Origin of the sequence: Wolbachia endosymbiont of Aedes albopictus (assembly GCF_024804185.1) — a bacterium.
In the GTDB taxonomy this organism is placed as follows: Bacteria; Pseudomonadota; Alphaproteobacteria; order Rickettsiales; family Anaplasmataceae; genus Wolbachia; species Wolbachia pipientis_B.
Map to the genome: position 1 here is coordinate 961278 of NZ_CP101657.1, position 16134 is coordinate 977411.

The following is a 16134-nucleotide window of genomic DNA, read 5'->3' on the forward strand; positions in this document are numbered from 1 at the left end:
AGACATTGCAGAGTTGTTTAATTATGGAGTGGGTAAGAGAGGTAACAAATTTACACAAAGTGCGCTCAAGCAGGGTAATTGTATCGTATATTTTATTGCACAAAATGTTCTGTTTTATATATAACCAAAACCTCTCAACAGGATTGAGCTCTTACTTTTACCCACAATTTTGAGAGGTCATTATGTGAAGCATAACTATGCTCTCCTTAAGGTTTTCATAGCCCCGCCATAGAGTCATAGACCCTGGTAAATTATCACTTTTTCTATTCATAAATCCACCCAATTTTCCTAACCAAATAATAGCTTGTTTTATGTTTGGAGGTTCTTCGGGTAATGTTGCTACCCAATACTCACGCATGTAAAGGACCTTCCACTCTTCGTTGCTTAAAATTTTAGTACAAATTTCCATGGGATTTGATAAAGCCACTTTTGTCAAATATAAAATTTTAAACGCGATTATACTTTTTATAGCAATTAACTTCTGTAATCTTTCTTTTGTAGCTAAGCGAGAGCTTTCTATCTTACATCCTGATTTTAAAATCCTAAAATACTCTTCAATTTTCCATCTTAGCTTATACCAATTTATCTTTTCTATGGCATCTAAAGTATGGTACATTAGTTAGTAGAGTCCAGTCGACAGCTTCCAATCCATCAGGAGCTTTTGCACTTACCACATATACAGGGACTTATTTTATGTATTGTATCTTTTGACCCATAAATGGAAGAAGATCTGATAGGCTTTCATATACTTAACTTCAATATTAGCTTTCCTTGATCTCTGGTTTCCACCTTTAGTAACTTCTAGAGAAATTTTCTTTTTTACTGGCAGTTGAGTGATGCGTGTTTGCAAATCTGTTTTTCCGACTTCAGTACAGATAAATCTTCTATTAGCTCGATTGCGGATTACATAAAAACTACCTAACGTCTCAGCCACCCATAAAAATTTGAAGATGTCTGCTTCCCTATCACCAAGGGTAACAAGTTGTACATTTGGAGGAAGGTTGTTTATAGTTTCTTTGAGAGCTGTTATCCACTTATAACTTTCTTTTTCTTCTATGGAGGTACGGTATTTTCTGTTTGCTTTTTCTTGTGCCGTTTCTTCTTCCCTAATAGAACGCGCCCAACATTGTTGGGAAGATAGACCTAAAGGTAATCCTTCTTTGCTGACTATTAAGGCACTATGCAACAGTAAACCCATTTTATGCTTTGTATAAGCTTTAGAAATACTCCCTAGTCTCTTGGTCTTTATATGAGAGTCAAAATCCAAATAACTTGTATCTTGAACTGAAAAGACCAACTGGTTTCCTTTTATTCTTTCCTTAGTTTCTTTACAATGGGAAGAATAAATTTCCTTATCTTCAAGCTTTTCATTGCTAAATAATCTATATGCACCCTTAGCTTCTTTCCATCCACTACAGCTTTGATTAATTGAACCAGATGCCTTACCCTCTATGCAATAACTTGTTTTTATAAGTCTTTTTTTAAGCCTTATATCTCCCAAATTAATGTGTTTTAACTCTCTTTCCAGCCATTTATCCCCTAAGCCATCTGTATATTGCACGCTTGTACTTGTTTCTATCATTTTGATCCTAAATTATTTAGCTTACTCACTTTTTACATTTGTGGGTAAAAGTAAGGATTCCACTACTTTTTCATCCAATAATTTTGATCTTAATGCCATTTATACCTCGCTATTACACTTAGTTTAGTATGGCTTTTTTTCCATTATTGTCTATCTGTTTGTTGTGCAGTGAGAATTGGTATTAGCTATCCAGGACACGAGTTATATTTCATATAAAAATCATAAAAAGACCGAAGGATTAGGGATTATAGCAGCAAGATTAACATCTAAAACAACTAATTTTAAAACCCATGATGCATACAACGTTCACTTTGATTAAATTTAAGTAAATGGTGAGGATTTTTTGCTTAAAAGTATCCTTTATTTCATTTAGAATACTTTTCTTGGTTCGTTTATATTACAGTGCTACAGAAATTTTACAGCATCGTTTATTGCCTTTATCGTGCTTTGATTGACACAATTCATAATGATGGAGTGGAGCATGCAGGGTATTTATCATTTTTAATTCTGTTATCAATATTTCCTTTTCTCATCGTTTTAATGGCTGTGGCATCAACATTCGCAAATTTCTTAGACCAATATAACGTCGGCTGGGCATTTATTGTTGATAACATGCCACAGGATATCCTAGCATCTTTAATGCCGCGCATTAGGGAGATAATATCAGGCCCGCCACAAAGCTTACTAACTTTAGCAATTGTAGGTGCTGTTTGGACCGCTTCATCGACAATTGAAGGATTTAGAACGATATTGAATAAAGCCTATAAAGTTCCGGTTTCTCCACCTTATATCTTGAGAAGAGTGCTCAGTATATTACAATTTTTAGTGATCACACTTATTGTAACTCTAACTATAGTGTTCTCTACATTAGTGCCAATGCTAATTGATTTTTCCTATCAGGGGATTAGTTATACTAAATATCTCCTCATTGAATTTGTACTTTTCACAGTAGTCTCTTGGCTATATTTTATGTTGCCAAACATAAAACAAAATTTATCAGACGTCTTTCCTGGATCTTGTGTGGCTGTTATTCTTTGGACAATTTCCGCTTCAGCTTTCAAGCAATATTTAAAAGCTTCCTTTGACCAACTGAATTTGATATATGGGAGTTTAGGTGGTATGGTAGTGTCATTATTATTTTTTTATATGCTAAGTTTGATTTTTATATATGGAGCAAAATTTAATTTTCAGCTCAAATATTTCAATGAATCTCGCTAAGGAGAAAGAAATGGGTAAGTTAGAAGGTAAAGTAGCTTTAATCACCGGAGCTTCAGGTAAGATAGGTTCTGCTGTTGCAAAAAGGTTTATAAGAGAAGGTGCATGTGTGATTCTGATTTCAAGATCTCTTGATAATCTCAAGCCACTATATAATGAAATTGAAGAGCTTGAAGAATTTAAAGAAGGCTCTGTGAAACTAATTCAGCTTGATCTTTTAGACTTTGAGAATGTAAAGATACTGACAAACATGATAGAAAGCCTGAAATTATCAGAATCTGGAGCACTTGATATATTAGTTGCGTGTACTGGAATTTCAGGCAAACTGAACCCCATTCACGACTGTGAGATTGAAGAGCTACAGAACGTAATGAATACAAATTTTACTGCCAATTGGTACTTACTAAAAAACTTAGATCCAATGCTAAAGAAGTCTAATGCTGGAAGAGTGATATTCATGACCTCAGAGGTGACACTTTCTCCTTCCTCTTATCCATATTGGATGCCGTATGCTGCAAGTAAAGTTGCACTAGAAATAATGGTGCAGATATATGCATCTGAGACAAAACATACAAAATTATGTGTAAATGCTGTATACACGAAAGGACCTGTGGGTAGTGAGCAAGCATTTCCTGGATCTGAATTGGTGTCACCTGATAAACTAACAGACAAATTTGTGGAGTTAGCTTCTGAAGATTGCAGCGTATCAGGAGAAATCTTACCGCTTAGCAAATCTCCCGAATAAATTACATATAGCTAACGACGATTTGAGAAACCATCATCCCGCTATGTGTTAGCGGATGAGATACCGTGACGGTATGACGTAGGACTGCCGTCATCCCGCTACGTGTTAGCGCCGCGGCGGTTGTAAGTTAAAAATATGTTATAAAAGAAACAAGAGGGAAGATAACTCTACTCACTATAGGAATAGAGCTATCACGGGCGTGTGCGCGGCGTTGGTGTTATAACAACCGTCTATATCAAGGTACACTAGCCCTATCCCTCGATACGTTTGAATAGTTGCATGGGACATATGTATGCACCCGTTTACAATCTTAAATCAATAAACTATCGAGGTTGTTAATATGGTTACATCTTATCAAAACTTTATTGGTATTGACATCGGAAAATTTAAAAATGTTGTTGCGGTTCACACACAGAAGAGTGTTGTCGAATTTGATAATAATGCTTCTGGTTGGCAACAATTGTTTAAAAAGTTTTCAGGTATCTTACCTAATTCTTTAGTAACTTTAGAAAATACAGGAAAATATGAGCTTGGTTTATCGCATTTTCTTATTGACAAGAATATCGCTGTACATCGAGCTAATACCCGTAAAGTAAAAAGCTTTATCTTGTCTCACGGAACTTTAGCAAAGTCTGATAAATCAGATGCAATGGCTCTTGCTCAGTATGCGCCATAGAACTCTTTCTCCCTACTTCTAAAGAACAATCAACTTTGATTGCACTTTGTCAACGTCGTGATGACCTTACACAAATGAGAGCCCAAGAGAAATGTAGGTTGGAAGCACCTGAAAATGACTACACAAAAAAAAGTTGCCAAAAAACCATTGACTTTTTTAACAGTCAGATAAATAAGCTCAATAATGCCATACAAAAAATCATTGATAAAAATCTAGAGTTACAGAAGCGCCAAAAAATTCTGAGAACAGTGCCAGGAATAGGTCCAAAGTTATCACAAGATTTTGTGTGTCTGATGCCGGAGCTTGGCTACTTAAACAGAAAAGAAGTAGCAAGTCTTGCTGGAGTTGCACCGCATCCAAAAGAAAGTGGAAAAGCTATTGGTTATCGAAGAATAACAGGCGGTAGAAGCAATGTTCGTACTAAGCTTTTTACGGCTGCAATGGCTGCTGCAAAGTCCAAATCTGCACTTGGTGCCTTTTATTCCAAGCTCATTGAAAGTGGTAAGAAGAAGATGGTAAGCTCTAATGCGTAAAATTATGGTTATTGCTAATGCCAGGCTTAAAGAAGCAGTTAATGTGAATTAAAAAATCTGCATAGAAAATAAGTTAACGAATATGTGCGTCCACACACACTTAAAGCACATATTCGTTAACCATAAAATCTAAGCAGTAACTGTTGTTTGATATAAAATTTTTCTATGATAAATTAGGGTGTTTATTGTCAAAAATGCATTTTCTAATTGAATAAAAATACAAAATTATAAACAAGAGTTGTAATAAAACTAAATTCAAAAAATTTAAAAAAAACATAGTTGATATGACGGTTCGTGGCGGTATGAAGGTTAAGCAATTCGTCATCCCGCAGCGGGATCTATTGCCGAGATACCGCGGCGGTATGACGTATGGGTTACCGAGATTCCAGTGCTTGACACTGGATAGGTGTGTGTATTTGTGAAAAAAAATCTCCATGAAATTTAATGTGGTGGGACTAGTGCGATTCGAACGCACGACCTTCGGATTAGGAGTCCAACGCTCTATCCTGCTGAGCTATAGTCCCGTGTTTCCTACCATTTATGTAAAGTTATAGCAAAAAATCCTTCTCTTTTCTAGATTTCTTGCATAACCAATTTATGACGACAAAAAACATTTCTGTACTTCTTGAGTATAATGCTATTATATTTAATAACATGGTTTAAGTAAGATTAATGCTAGTTAACAATATTGGTTATTTCTATAACAATCAAGACGACTTTGCTTTAAGCAATATAAACATTAAAGTAAAAAAAGGAAGTGTTGCATGTTTATTGGGGCATTCTGGCTGTGGCAAGTCAACAATTTTGAAATTAATTGCAGGGATAGAAAATCCAAAATCTGGAATTATTTTTATAAATGATAGGTTAGTTGCAAGCAATAAGGCATCAGTCGCTATAGAGCATAGAAATATCGGATTGATTTTTCAGCATTCTGCATTATTTCCTCACAAAACAGTAGTAGAAAATATAACCTTTGCTATCCGCAGCTCTTCCAAGAGAGAAAAGCACCTAATTGCATTGGAAATCTTGAAGTTACTCAATATAGAAAAATATGAAAATATGTACCCTAACGCCTTATCTGGAGGACAACAACAATTAGTTGCAATAGCAAGAGTGATGGCACAAAACCCTGATGTTGTGTTGTTAGATGAACCATTTTCTAATTTGGATATACTGCTCAAGTGCCGAATAAGACAACATATATTGTCCCTTTTTAGAAGTAAAAATATCCCTGTGCTAATGGTAACTCATGACCCGCAAGAAGCATTGAAAGTTGCAGATTTTATCTATGTAATGAAAAATGGTAAAATTATTCAATCAGGGGTTTCTAGCGATATATACCATAGGCCTAGAGATGATACGCTAGCAAAGTTTTTTAGTGAGCTCTCCTCTACTCTATAGTTAAGCGAAAAGTTTCCACTTATTCGCTGCAAGAAAACAATCTAGTTTGGAGTTGTTATAAAATAATTAAAAAACCTTGATTTATAATTAAATAAAGGTGATATAATCTATGTGTTGCTTGACTTCAGTCAAGTTTTAACATTTAAAGGTCAATATTTTAAATGGAGGTGAAAATGAGTTTAGGACCATGGCAATTGTTTCTAGTCTTAATAATAATTTTAGTTCTGTTTGGTGCAGGCAGATTACCGCAAGTTATGGGTGATTTAGGAAAAGGCATCAAAAACCTTAAACAGGAGCTTAAGGACTCAGAAAAATTATCGTCTAATGAACCGGATCGTTAGCGTCCTCATACTTCGTGACATGCACCTTAGTGCATGTCATCTGTTTAAAAACTTAGTCAGGTTAAAAAATGAAAGAGATGAAGTGTTGGTATGAAATAAATAACAAATATTGAAATACAGCAACAACTATGTTAGCTTAGGAGGAATATTTTATTAAAGGATAATTGTGCAAAAAAGTGAGAAACTAACTAAAGATAAAAAACTAGCTTCTGATATTCTAAAAGAGGTTGCAGATACCAATAACAATGATAGCGATAAAGTAACTTTGTTTGACATTAAAACAGCTTTGCATGAGCGAGGTTTTGGTATTTTGATAATCATCTTCTCCTTGCCGCTATCGGTGCCTATACCGGTTCCACCTGGTTATACAACTATTCTTTCTATACCTTTAATCTTATTCTCGCTGCAGCTTTTATTTGGATTTGATTCTCCTTGGATGCCCAGTTGGCTAGAAAGAAAGTCTTTTCAGCGTTCAACACTAGCTCTTGTGGTAGAGAAAACTTCCTCTGTATTAGAAAAAATAGAAAAATTCATGAAGCCAAGAATGTCTTTCATTTTCTATGGGCCTGGTGAGAAGATTTTGGCTTTTATGATGTTGCTTTGTGCAATCATAATAGCTCTTCCATTACCTTTTACTCACTTCCTTCCTGCAATTGGCACAACTCTTATTTCACTTGGTATTATGAGTAAAGACGGGTTTCTATCCATATTGGGAGTTTTAGTATCATTGTGTGCGTTGTTGCTTACCCTTGTTGTAATAGTCAAAGGACCACAACTTATAACCGGAGCACTTTCTCTTCTTAAAAGTTTTACAACACTTTAACAAAAGAATGAAGTACTAGCGCGAAATGAGTAATGCATATTGAAATAAAACAATAATTGTGTTAAGAATTATTTTTATCAAGGGTTTTTCATGTCAAAAAATGATAAGTTGACTAAAAGTGATAAACTAGCTTCTGATATTCTAAAAGAGGTTGCAGATACCAATAACAATGATAGCGATAAAGTAACTTTATTTGACATTAAAACAGCTTTGCATGAGCGAGGTTTTGGTATTTTAATAATCATCTTCTCCTTGCCGCTATCGGTGCCTATACCGGTTCCACCTGGTTATACAACTATTCTTTCTATACCTTTAATCTTATTCTCGCTGCAGCTTTTATTTGGATTTGATTCTCCTTGGATGCCGCATTGGTTGGAAAGAAGATCTTTTCAGCGTTCAACACTAGCTCTTGTGGTGGAGAAAACTTCTCCAGCATTAAAAAAAATAGAAAAGTTCATGAAACCAAGAATGTCTTTTATTTTCTATGGGCCTGGCGAAAAAATTTTAGCTTTTGTAATGTTGCTTTGTGCATTATCAATAGCTCTTCCATTACCTCTTACCAACTTTATTCCTGCAATTGGTACGACTCTTATTTCACTTGGTATTATGAGTAAAGATGGTTTTCTATCCATATTGGGAATTTTAATATCATTGTGTGGACTATTGCTTACTCTTGTTGTAGTAGTCAAAGGGCCACAACTTATCATTGGGGCATTTTCTTTTCTCAAAAGCTTCGTATATGGTTAGGCTTTACAACACCTTAACAAAAAAAAAGGAACTTTTTACACCAATCGATAAAGATCATGTGAAAATGTATGTTTGCGGACCAACAGTATATGACACAGCACATATAGGCAATGCACGGTCTGTTGTTGTGTATGATGTGTTATTTCAGCTACTTAAGTTTTGTTATGGCAAAGTTACCTATGTGCGTAACATAACCGACATTGATGATAAGATAATTAATGCAGCAAGCGAGAAAAATAGCAACACAGAAAGTATAACGACATATTACATTAAAGCTTTTCATGATGATATGGAAAGTATAAATTGTAAAGAGCCAACACACGAGCCAAAAGCAACAGAAAACGTAGATTATATTATAGAATTAATTGAACATTTACTGCAATCAGGCCACGCTTACGAATCTGACAAACACGTGTATTTTAATATAGAATCTTACCATGAATATGGTGCTTTATCAGGAGAAAAAACTGATGAATTGGTTCCAGGTAGCAGAGTTGAAGTTAATGAAAATAAAAAGCACCCTGGAGATTTTGTACTGTGGAAGCCTGCAAGTGATATTGACTACAAACTTTCAAGTTATTGGGATAGCCCATGGGGAGAGGGCAGGCCTGGATGGCATATAGAATGCTCAGCAATGTCATATGCTTATCTTGGCAAAGATTTTGATATTCATGGTGGCGGCATAGATTTACAATTTCCTCACCATGAAAATGAAATTGCACAGAGTAAGTCTGCATTTGCTGGATCAATGTTTGCAAAATACTGGATACATAACGGCTTCCTTACAATAAACGAAGAAAAAATGAGCAAGTCCTTATTTAATATAGTCAAAGTAAGGGATTTGCTAGATAGTGGAATAAAGGGTGAAGTAATACGCTATGCACTGCTCAAAACTCACTACAGAAAACCACTTGATTGGACAGAAAACGTTATTTCTGATGCACAGGAAACCTTAAATAAATTTTATCGATTATCACGTGGTTTAGATACAACAAATATTGATGAAAGTAACGCAGAGATTTCTAAAGATTTTATAGACGCTTTAAAAAACGACTTAAACATTCCTGAAGCTCTAGCTATATTACATGAAATGGCTGCAAAAATCAACAAAATGAGTAATGAAAGTGAAAAGCTTAAATTAACTGAGAGTTTTGTTAAGAGTGCCAGATTTATTGGTCTTCTTGAGTCAAGTTATCAAGAGTGGTTTGCTGCTGGTGTGAGTCATCAAGAAATAGAAAGATTGATAGATTTAAGAAAAATTGCAAAAAAAAATAAAAATTACGATACTGCAGACAAAATAAGGGATCAGTTGAAACAAAAGGGGATTACAATTTCTGACAATGAAGATGGTACAACAACTTGGTAAACTTATATGGAAGATTACTTTCTGCTGTTTAAAGACAGCCTATTATCATCGTTAATCTTGCCTATACACCAAGGCTTTATGTTTGAAGCTATGCTGTACTTTAGATCACATCACAATCTACTACTGATGTTGTTCTTTGGAGTACTAGGATCAAGCCTTGGTGGAATAGTTAACTGGTATTTAGGTAGAATAACAATCTCTATACGAAAATCATACCACAAATTAGAAAACGAATATACAATGCCAAAAGTTACAAAAAATTTGCTAATTTTTGCAACTTTATTACTTTCGTGGGTGCCAGCACTTGGAAGTGTGATTCAAATTTTATCAGGTTATTTCAAGTTAAACCTTTATATCCTTGCCCCTTTAATCATTCTATCTAATTTCTTCTATTTATTATATCTAATACTTACTTTTGGAGTATAACAGCTATAGTACTACAGCTATTAAAGCCCACTTTTGTCATCCTATGCCCTGACAGAGGCTGAGCTATAAATTAAATGCAAAATTTCAATAGTTATAAGGATGCACCATGAGCTAAAAGCAATTCCACAAGTTTGTTACGATAACCAGCATAATGTAATGCTGTCAGTTTATCATCATCTCTAGCGTTAATGTCTGCATTGTGTTTTAGCAGTGTTTTCACTATATCAACTTTTCTCATCATAGCAGCAAGGTGTAATGGAGTCCTGCCATATTTGTCTTTAGCATTAACATCAGCACCATTACTAATAAGGTGCTTCACTATACCCAATTCCCCACTATAAGCAGCAAGGTGTAACGGAGTATTGCAATATTCGTCTTTAGCATTAACATAAGTGCTTTCTTTGATTAGATATTCCACTACAGCCAATTTTCCAGCTTCAGCAGCGATATGTAATGGAGTTCTGTTAAATTTGTTTTCAGCATTAATATCAGCACCTATTCTGATTAGATATTTTACTGCGTCAAAACTACCAGCCTCAGCAGCAAAGTGTAACGGTGTATACCCATACCCGCTCTTAACGTTAATATTAATACCCTTACCAATAAAATACTTTATTATGTTCACACTTCCACACTTAGCAGCTGCGTGGAATGGAGTCGAACCATAAACACTATCTTTAGCATTAATATCAGCACCTTTGCTAACCAGGTGCTGTGTTACATCCAATTTTCCATTTTCAGCAGCGATATGTAATGGAGTTTGACCGTGATTGTTCTCAACATTAACAATTTCTCCCAGTTTATTCGGGTAATGTTTTTCTATATGTGCTATTATTGCATTAATTGCTTTACAATCACCACTTTCAGCAAGCAAGTGTAAAGGTGTGCTTTCCTTTATAAAAAACGTTTCTCTATGTATATAAGATGAGTTAAAGTAAAAATCATCAATCAACCTACCATGGTTGCTTGCATATCCCCAAACAGATGTAACATGGCTTGTACTCTTCACTACTCTACCACTATTTATCAATTCTAGAGCTCTTCTTAAAATTTCTTCTTCTTTGCCTGCCTTTTGTAGCTTTAATCTAGTTATTTCCTGCACTAGTTCGTGAATATTCGCTATACCTGCTTCCAAATTAACCATTTTATATTTATTGAGTAGCTCAACAGCACTCCATAACTTTTCTTTATCATCTGCTATTAATTTGGAAAAAATTTCTTCTATACGAATCTTGTCAGGAGCAAAATAAGCCATGATATCCCAAACGTCTGTAGATTGTTTTTCATATCTCCTGTTGTTCTCTATCTTGTTACGTGTCATATTCCATGTTGCTAAAGCTTCTCGAATATGACTAGTGTCACTTTTGTAATTTTTTCCCTTATAAATAACTCTTTTGCTTCTTCGAACGATTTTCTTCTTTGCTGCTGATACTCTTCTAAGTAATTACTTAGTTTCTTTGATTGGAACTCCCCATCTTCATTTTGAATATATGCAACCGCTAGTCCCAAAGCCAATGGAAAAGACTCTTCTATTAACCTTTTTTCTTTTCCACCACAGAAATCACTTTCTACATTCAAGGCCCTCTCAACAAATTGTAAAGCCTCTGTTTCCTCGAATTTATCTAACCATATTTCTTCTATCTTTCCTGCTGCTTTACTTACTTTCCACTTTTCACTGCAGGAAGTGATTAAAATATAAGGTTTTCTCCAATTAGGATGCTGTGAATACAAAAAGGGTGGTAAAAACTTACTAATATCCTTATATCCTCTAGCATTATCAAAAATAAACAGGCTCCTTCTTCCCGCAAAAAAAGTATATATCTCTTCAACAATATTTTTTATCGCCTTTGTGCTTCCACGCTCATCTGTAGCAGAAATCCCTAGCCTTTTATCTTCAGCTAGCTCCAAGAAAGACTCTTTTATACTTTTAGAGTCCCTAGCATCTATAAATATAACATTGCCATCATAACATTCCTTATGGTCGTAAGCATATTTTTTTACAAATTCAGTTTTACCTACCCCACTTGGACCTCTAATAACAATTATCTGTCTCGCACTTTTTTGAAGTCCACAATGTACAGCATTTAATTTGTCACCCCTCCCAACAAAATTATCTATTGGGTCCATCACATTATGCCAAATAGGTGTTTTTAAGACTTCCTCTCTTATTTCTTCAAGAAGAGCTTTTGCTTTCTCATATGATAGAAACTCCTCTTCTTCTTTTTCCAGCAAAATCAGCACTTCTTCCTGGTAACGGCTGTAGAAGTGACTTGCATCAGTATTGCTGAATTCCTTGCCCAATTCACTCTTAATAATTTCACTAAGTTCAGTTCCGCTTGGCAAATTGACTGCAAATACTAATTTATTTAAAAAGTCTTCTATTTCTTTATCGCTGACTTCTCTACCTACCTCACGCTTTATAAAATTCTTATTCTCCTGCAAGTATGGGATAATACTACTATCAAATTTATATCTTGCACCATTACCTATATCCAGAAACTCATCTTGTGTGTCTATCCTTATAACTGAGATTTCCTTTTCTTTATTCTTTCCACTCGACATCATCCTGAGTTTTCTCACTCCGCATTGCGTCAAATCTATGAAATCAAAATCAGCATTTGTAACAACAACAAAATCTTCTATTTCACCCTCAAACTCTCCACTACTTTTGATCTTTAAATAAGCAATGAGATATTTTATTAAGCCAAAAGCACCATTCTTTCCCGGTGTTAATAAGTCACCTATGCTGATTTTTTTGTGCCTACCTTTCTTATGCTTGACTTGTATGAATCTATGTACTATTTTCCCATCTTGTTCATACCGAAGAACAATATCATCAAAATCCTTAGCTGATTTTTTCTCTGTGTCTATAGAGAAAGAACATTCTTTACCCATCTTAGACATTAGAGATATTACGATCAATAACTCTTGAAAGGTAATACCATGGTAAATGCGTTTGACCCCCCAAATAGAATCATCTTCTAGATACATTACCCCTGTTTTTATCCTAATCTTTCACTCAAAACCAAGTTCACAATATCAGGGCTGGCTTTTCCCTTAGTGGATTTCATAACTTCGCCAACAAAGAATCCGTATAATCTTGTTTTACCGCTTTTGTATTCTTGAACTTTATCTTGGTTACTATTGATGATTTTATCTATTACCTCTGAAATTTGACATTTGTCAGTTATTTGCTTGAGATCCTGCTCTTCTATAATAAGGGATGCAGGCTTTCCAGTTTCAAACATAATATCAAAAACTTGTTTACCAAGTTTAGCAGAGATTGTTTCATCAACGATAAAATCCAAGAGTTCGGACAAAGCATTTGCTTTGATTGGGGAGCTCACAATATCAATATTTGCTTTATTTAAACGACCGAAAAGCTCTACAGTTAACCAGGTGACCGCGAGCTTTGAATCATGTTTTTTTATCAATTCCTCAAAGTAATCAGCAATCGCCTTATCGGAAGTAATGACGTTTGCATCGTATTCATTGATACCTAATTCCTCAATGTATCGCAGCTTTTTTTGATCTGGCAACTCGGGCAAAGATGATTGAATTAAATCAATTTTCTCCTGGCTTACCTCAACAGGTAATAAATCAGGCTCAGGGAAGTATCTATAGTCGCTTGCATCCTCTTTGCTTCTCATCACTTTTGTTTTTCCCAAAGCGACATCAAACAATAAGGTATCTTGACTTATTTCTTCTCCACTTTCTAAAATTTCAATTTGTCTTTGTATTTCATAGTCTATAGCTTGCACAATATAACGTATCGAGTTCAGATTTTTTATTTCACAACGAGTGCCAAATGTACTACTGCCTTTTAGGCGAACAGAAACATTTGCATCACAACGAAGTGATCCCTTTTCCATATCACCATCACACGAACCAGTGTAACGCAAAATCTGCCTCAATTTTTTCATGCATTCTGCAGCTTCTGCAGATGAACGGAGATCTGGTTCTGAAACAATTTCCATTAAAGCAACCCCTGCACGATTTAAATCCACATAAGTTTTGCTTTCCTCATGAACGCTCTTTCCTGCATCTTGCTCTAAATGAATTCTCGCAATTCTTATTTCCTTTTCATTGTCGTTGATAAATACTCTACCATTTTTAACTATTGGCTCAAAAAATTGGGTTATCTGGTAACCTTGCGGTAAATCAGGATAAAAATAATTTTTCCGATCAAAGTAAGAACACTTATTAATTTCTGCAGAAAGTGCAAGACCGGTGCGTATTGTTTGCTCTATGCAGTAATAATTTAGTATTGGCAGCGTACCTGGCATTGCCGCATCAACTAGAGAAACTTGAGTGTTATGCTCAGCACCAAACTCCGTTGATGAGCTAGAAAATAGCTTCGTATTAGAAGAAACTTGAGCATGCACCTCAAGCCCAATTACCGCTTCCCAATCCTCTTTCGTCATGTATTTTATTTAAATGATAATCTTAATATTCTGCAAAATTAACACAAAAAGTCAAAACAAAACTCATGTTAGCTAAGTGGTATGCAACCCGTAGAAACAGGACGAAAAATTAAACGAAAAACTTACTTGACAAACTCCGCCAGCCCCCTTATTGTAGTATTAAGGGTATTTATGACTCAAAACTTGTTTTTGACCTGCAGGCTCAATGACAAAATTCAGTAAAAAACTCAGAGTATTTATTGGCGGATTACATAAAATTATAGCGGCTGCATGTCTTTTTTATTTTTTCTACATTCAGCCAAATCGCGCTTAAACTAAGCGTCAGCACATTATTGCAGCGCCACTTACAGTAATATAGAGTCAAAACTCGCTACTCGGGGCTTCTTTTGCCTTTTTTTTTATTTGGTAAATTTCTTAATATTTATAACTAAACGACAACCGTCATCCCGCAGCGGGATCTCTTGTTAGCGGATGAGATACCGCGAATGAATCGCGGTATGACGGTTCGTGGCGGCATGACGGTTAAGCAATTCGTCATCCCGCAGCGGTATCTCTTGTTAGCGCTGCGGCGGAATGACGGTTCGCGGTGGCATCTTCGTCATCCCGCTACGTGTTAGCGGCTAAGAGATACCGCGAATGAATCGCGGTATGACGGTTAAGTAGGGTGTCATTCCAGCGCGTGACGCTGGAATCTAGTCTTTATTATGCAGCCACTTATTTAAAGTTAAGTTTCCTGGATCCAAGTAGTCAGGGCACTTGGATGACATCATAGAGGCGCTGGGATGACAATCGTCATCCCGCTACGTGTTAGCGGGATCTATGTTGAGAGATACCGCGAATGAATCGCGGTATGACGGTCTGCGGCGGAATAACGGTTAAGTAGGGTGTCATTCCAGTCTGGAATCCAGTTTTCCATATAATCTCATCGAAAACGTTGTAACCACTTTCTATGCTAGTTTGCTTGTGAGCAACCTGGATCCCAGTGTCTGGGCACTGGGATGACAAAGAAATAGGCACTGGAATGACAAAAAAGGGGCTACTCGGATGACAAAAAAAGGAGCACTGGCATGACACCCTTCCTAGTGGAGATTTTTCTCAAATCACAATGTTTGTGCAATTTTTGAACTTACGTGTTCAACTTTATTTTTTTCCATTTCTCTATAGCTTGGTAATGTAGAATTGTTTATATGCAATCCGGTACATACTGCAACCAAAGCAGCTATAATACCGCAAATTGCTGCACCAGCCACAAATGGAACCATTACAGCAGCAGCAATGAATAATCCTGTAATAACAACTCCAATAACATCTTTTGTTAATGAGGTGTAAAAATTGTCCTTGCTTTTTTTATATTTAGCTTCTTTTTCATTTGGCACAGAAAATTGAGCATCTCTGGAGTTACTAGAATCTACTTCATTGCTGTCTGCTTTATTTTCTCCTATATCAGGTGTATTTTGCCCTTCTTCTTCCTTGTTTATTGCTGCGGTTATTTGCTCTTGTTGAAGGGGTTTACACCCATTTTGGAGGAGAAAATCCTTAACGCGTATGTTGTTATTTTTGGTTGCATCTTTTAGAAGTAAGTCTCCTAATAAATTGCCTCCTTCACATTCATCTTGGAAATTAACTTCTTTCCACTTTAGTTCCTTTTGCAAATCTTTAAGACTAGCAATTCCCTTATCATCATATTTTACAATTGTAGCTATCTTTCGATACAACTCTCTAATATCATCATTACTATATACCATAACTAAACCTACTACTACATGTTAGTTTATTACAGCAACTTTCCCACAACCAGTCAAGACATATTGCAGTCTAAAGTGGCATGATATATATTGGATTCTTTATTTATGAT

The 16134-nt window shown here is 35.5% G+C and carries 17 protein-coding genes, 1 tRNA gene and 1 pseudogene; 11 read left to right on the forward strand and 8 right to left on the reverse strand.

Annotation, left to right across the window (positions count from 1 at the left end):
• Positions 1-157 precede the first annotated feature (157 nt).
• On the reverse strand, positions 158-616 hold the full coding sequence (locus NHG98_RS04940) for a transposase (protein WP_096617925.1): 459 nt from the start codon (positions 614-616) through the stop codon (positions 158-160).
• Between the two features lie 75 nt (positions 617-691).
• Positions 692-1582: an IS4 family transposase gene (locus tag NHG98_RS04945; protein WP_096617923.1), complete on the reverse strand. Its 891-nt coding sequence runs from the start codon at positions 1580-1582 to the stop codon at positions 692-694.
• 402 nt (positions 1583-1984) lie between these two features.
• On the opposite strand from NHG98_RS04945, the gene NHG98_RS04950 reads away from it, so the two are divergent.
• The 4 genes and pseudogenes from NHG98_RS04950 to NHG98_RS04965 all read left to right on the forward strand — a co-directional run bounded on the left by NHG98_RS04950 (position 1985) and on the right by NHG98_RS04965 (position 5173).
• Positions 1985-2800, forward strand: coding sequence for a YihY/virulence factor BrkB family protein (locus NHG98_RS04950; protein ID WP_096617874.1), 816 nt, complete (start codon positions 1985-1987; stop codon positions 2798-2800).
• Positions 2787-3542, forward strand: a complete 756-nt coding sequence (locus NHG98_RS04955; protein WP_096617875.1) for an SDR family oxidoreductase — start codon at positions 2787-2789, stop codon at positions 3540-3542. The genes NHG98_RS04950 and NHG98_RS04955 overlap by 14 nt, the downstream gene beginning before the upstream one ends.
• Before the next feature lie 340 nt (positions 3543-3882).
• A pseudogene (locus NHG98_RS04960) lies at positions 3883-4803 on the forward strand (IS110 family RNA-guided transposase).
• Between the two features lie 232 nt (positions 4804-5035).
• A complete protein-coding gene (locus NHG98_RS04965) occupies positions 5036-5173 on the forward strand; it encodes a hypothetical protein (RefSeq protein ID WP_259245347.1) in 138 nt (45 codons plus the stop codon).
• Between the two features lie 25 nt (positions 5174-5198).
• On the opposite strand, the gene NHG98_RS04970 is transcribed toward NHG98_RS04965, so the two are convergent.
• Positions 5199-5275: transfer RNA gene (locus NHG98_RS04970), tRNA-Arg, on the reverse strand.
• A 148-nt stretch (positions 5276-5423) separates the two neighbouring features.
• Here NHG98_RS04970 and NHG98_RS04975 point away from each other — a divergent pair.
• The 6 genes from NHG98_RS04975 (at position 5424) to NHG98_RS05000 (ending at position 9855) form a co-directional block, all read left to right on the forward strand.
• On the forward strand, positions 5424-6152 hold the full coding sequence (locus NHG98_RS04975; RefSeq protein WP_096560641.1) for an ABC transporter ATP-binding protein: 729 nt from the start codon (positions 5424-5426) through the stop codon (positions 6150-6152).
• Between the two features lie 173 nt (positions 6153-6325).
• Positions 6326-6493, forward strand: coding sequence for a twin-arginine translocase TatA (gene tatA, locus NHG98_RS04980; protein ID WP_006013840.1), 168 nt, complete (start codon positions 6326-6328; stop codon positions 6491-6493).
• Positions 6494-6659: 166 nt separating this feature from the next.
• Positions 6660-7316: an exopolysaccharide biosynthesis protein gene (locus NHG98_RS04985; RefSeq protein WP_096560640.1), complete on the forward strand. Its 657-nt coding sequence runs from the start codon at positions 6660-6662 to the stop codon at positions 7314-7316.
• 90 nt (positions 7317-7406) lie between these two features.
• A complete protein-coding gene (locus NHG98_RS04990; RefSeq protein ID WP_096560639.1) occupies positions 7407-8063 on the forward strand; it encodes an exopolysaccharide biosynthesis protein in 657 nt (218 codons plus the stop codon).
• Positions 8056-9429: a cysteine--tRNA ligase gene (gene cysS / locus NHG98_RS04995; protein WP_096560638.1), complete on the forward strand. Its 1374-nt coding sequence runs from the start codon at positions 8056-8058 to the stop codon at positions 9427-9429. Before NHG98_RS04990 ends, cysS begins: the two co-directional genes overlap by 8 nt.
• Before the next feature lie 6 nt (positions 9430-9435).
• Positions 9436-9855, forward strand: coding sequence for a YqaA family protein (locus tag NHG98_RS05000; protein WP_096560637.1), 420 nt, complete (start codon positions 9436-9438; stop codon positions 9853-9855).
• Between the two features lie 91 nt (positions 9856-9946).
• On the opposite strand, the gene NHG98_RS05005 is transcribed toward NHG98_RS05000, so the two are convergent.
• The 3 genes from NHG98_RS05005 to gatB are packed head-to-tail and all read right to left on the reverse strand — an operon-like array spanning position 9947 to position 14279.
• The gene (locus NHG98_RS05005; RefSeq protein WP_259245349.1) at positions 9947-11176 is read right to left on the reverse strand and encodes an ankyrin repeat domain-containing protein; all 1230 of its coding nucleotides are present in this window, start codon (positions 11174-11176) and stop codon (positions 9947-9949) included.
• Positions 11177-11187: 11 nt separating this feature from the next.
• Positions 11188-12846 carry an ATP-binding protein gene (locus tag NHG98_RS05010; protein ID WP_259245350.1) on the reverse strand — a complete coding sequence of 553 codons (1659 nt, stop codon included), beginning with the start codon at positions 12844-12846 and terminating at the stop codon, positions 11188-11190.
• A gap of 11 nt (positions 12847-12857) precedes the next feature.
• On the reverse strand, positions 12858-14279 hold the full coding sequence (gene gatB, locus NHG98_RS05015) for an Asp-tRNA(Asn)/Glu-tRNA(Gln) amidotransferase subunit GatB (RefSeq protein ID WP_096560636.1): 1422 nt from the start codon (positions 14277-14279) through the stop codon (positions 12858-12860).
• 485 nt (positions 14280-14764) lie between these two features.
• On the opposite strand from gatB, the gene NHG98_RS05020 reads away from it, so the two are divergent.
• Positions 14765-14896 carry a hypothetical protein gene (locus NHG98_RS05020; RefSeq protein WP_259245351.1) on the forward strand — a complete coding sequence of 44 codons (132 nt, stop codon included), beginning with the start codon at positions 14765-14767 and terminating at the stop codon, positions 14894-14896.
• A gap of 190 nt (positions 14897-15086) precedes the next feature.
• Here the strand turns inward: NHG98_RS05020 and NHG98_RS05025 are convergent, their stop codons facing one another.
• Both NHG98_RS05025 and NHG98_RS05030 read right to left on the reverse strand, forming a co-directional pair.
• Complete coding sequence (locus NHG98_RS05025) at positions 15087-15353, reverse strand: hypothetical protein (protein WP_259245352.1); 267 nt, start codon at positions 15351-15353, stop codon at positions 15087-15089.
• A 26-nt stretch (positions 15354-15379) separates the two neighbouring features.
• Positions 15380-16024, reverse strand: a complete 645-nt coding sequence (locus tag NHG98_RS05030; RefSeq protein ID WP_096617883.1) for a hypothetical protein — start codon at positions 16022-16024, stop codon at positions 15380-15382.
• Between the last annotated feature and the right edge of the window lie 110 nt (positions 16025-16134).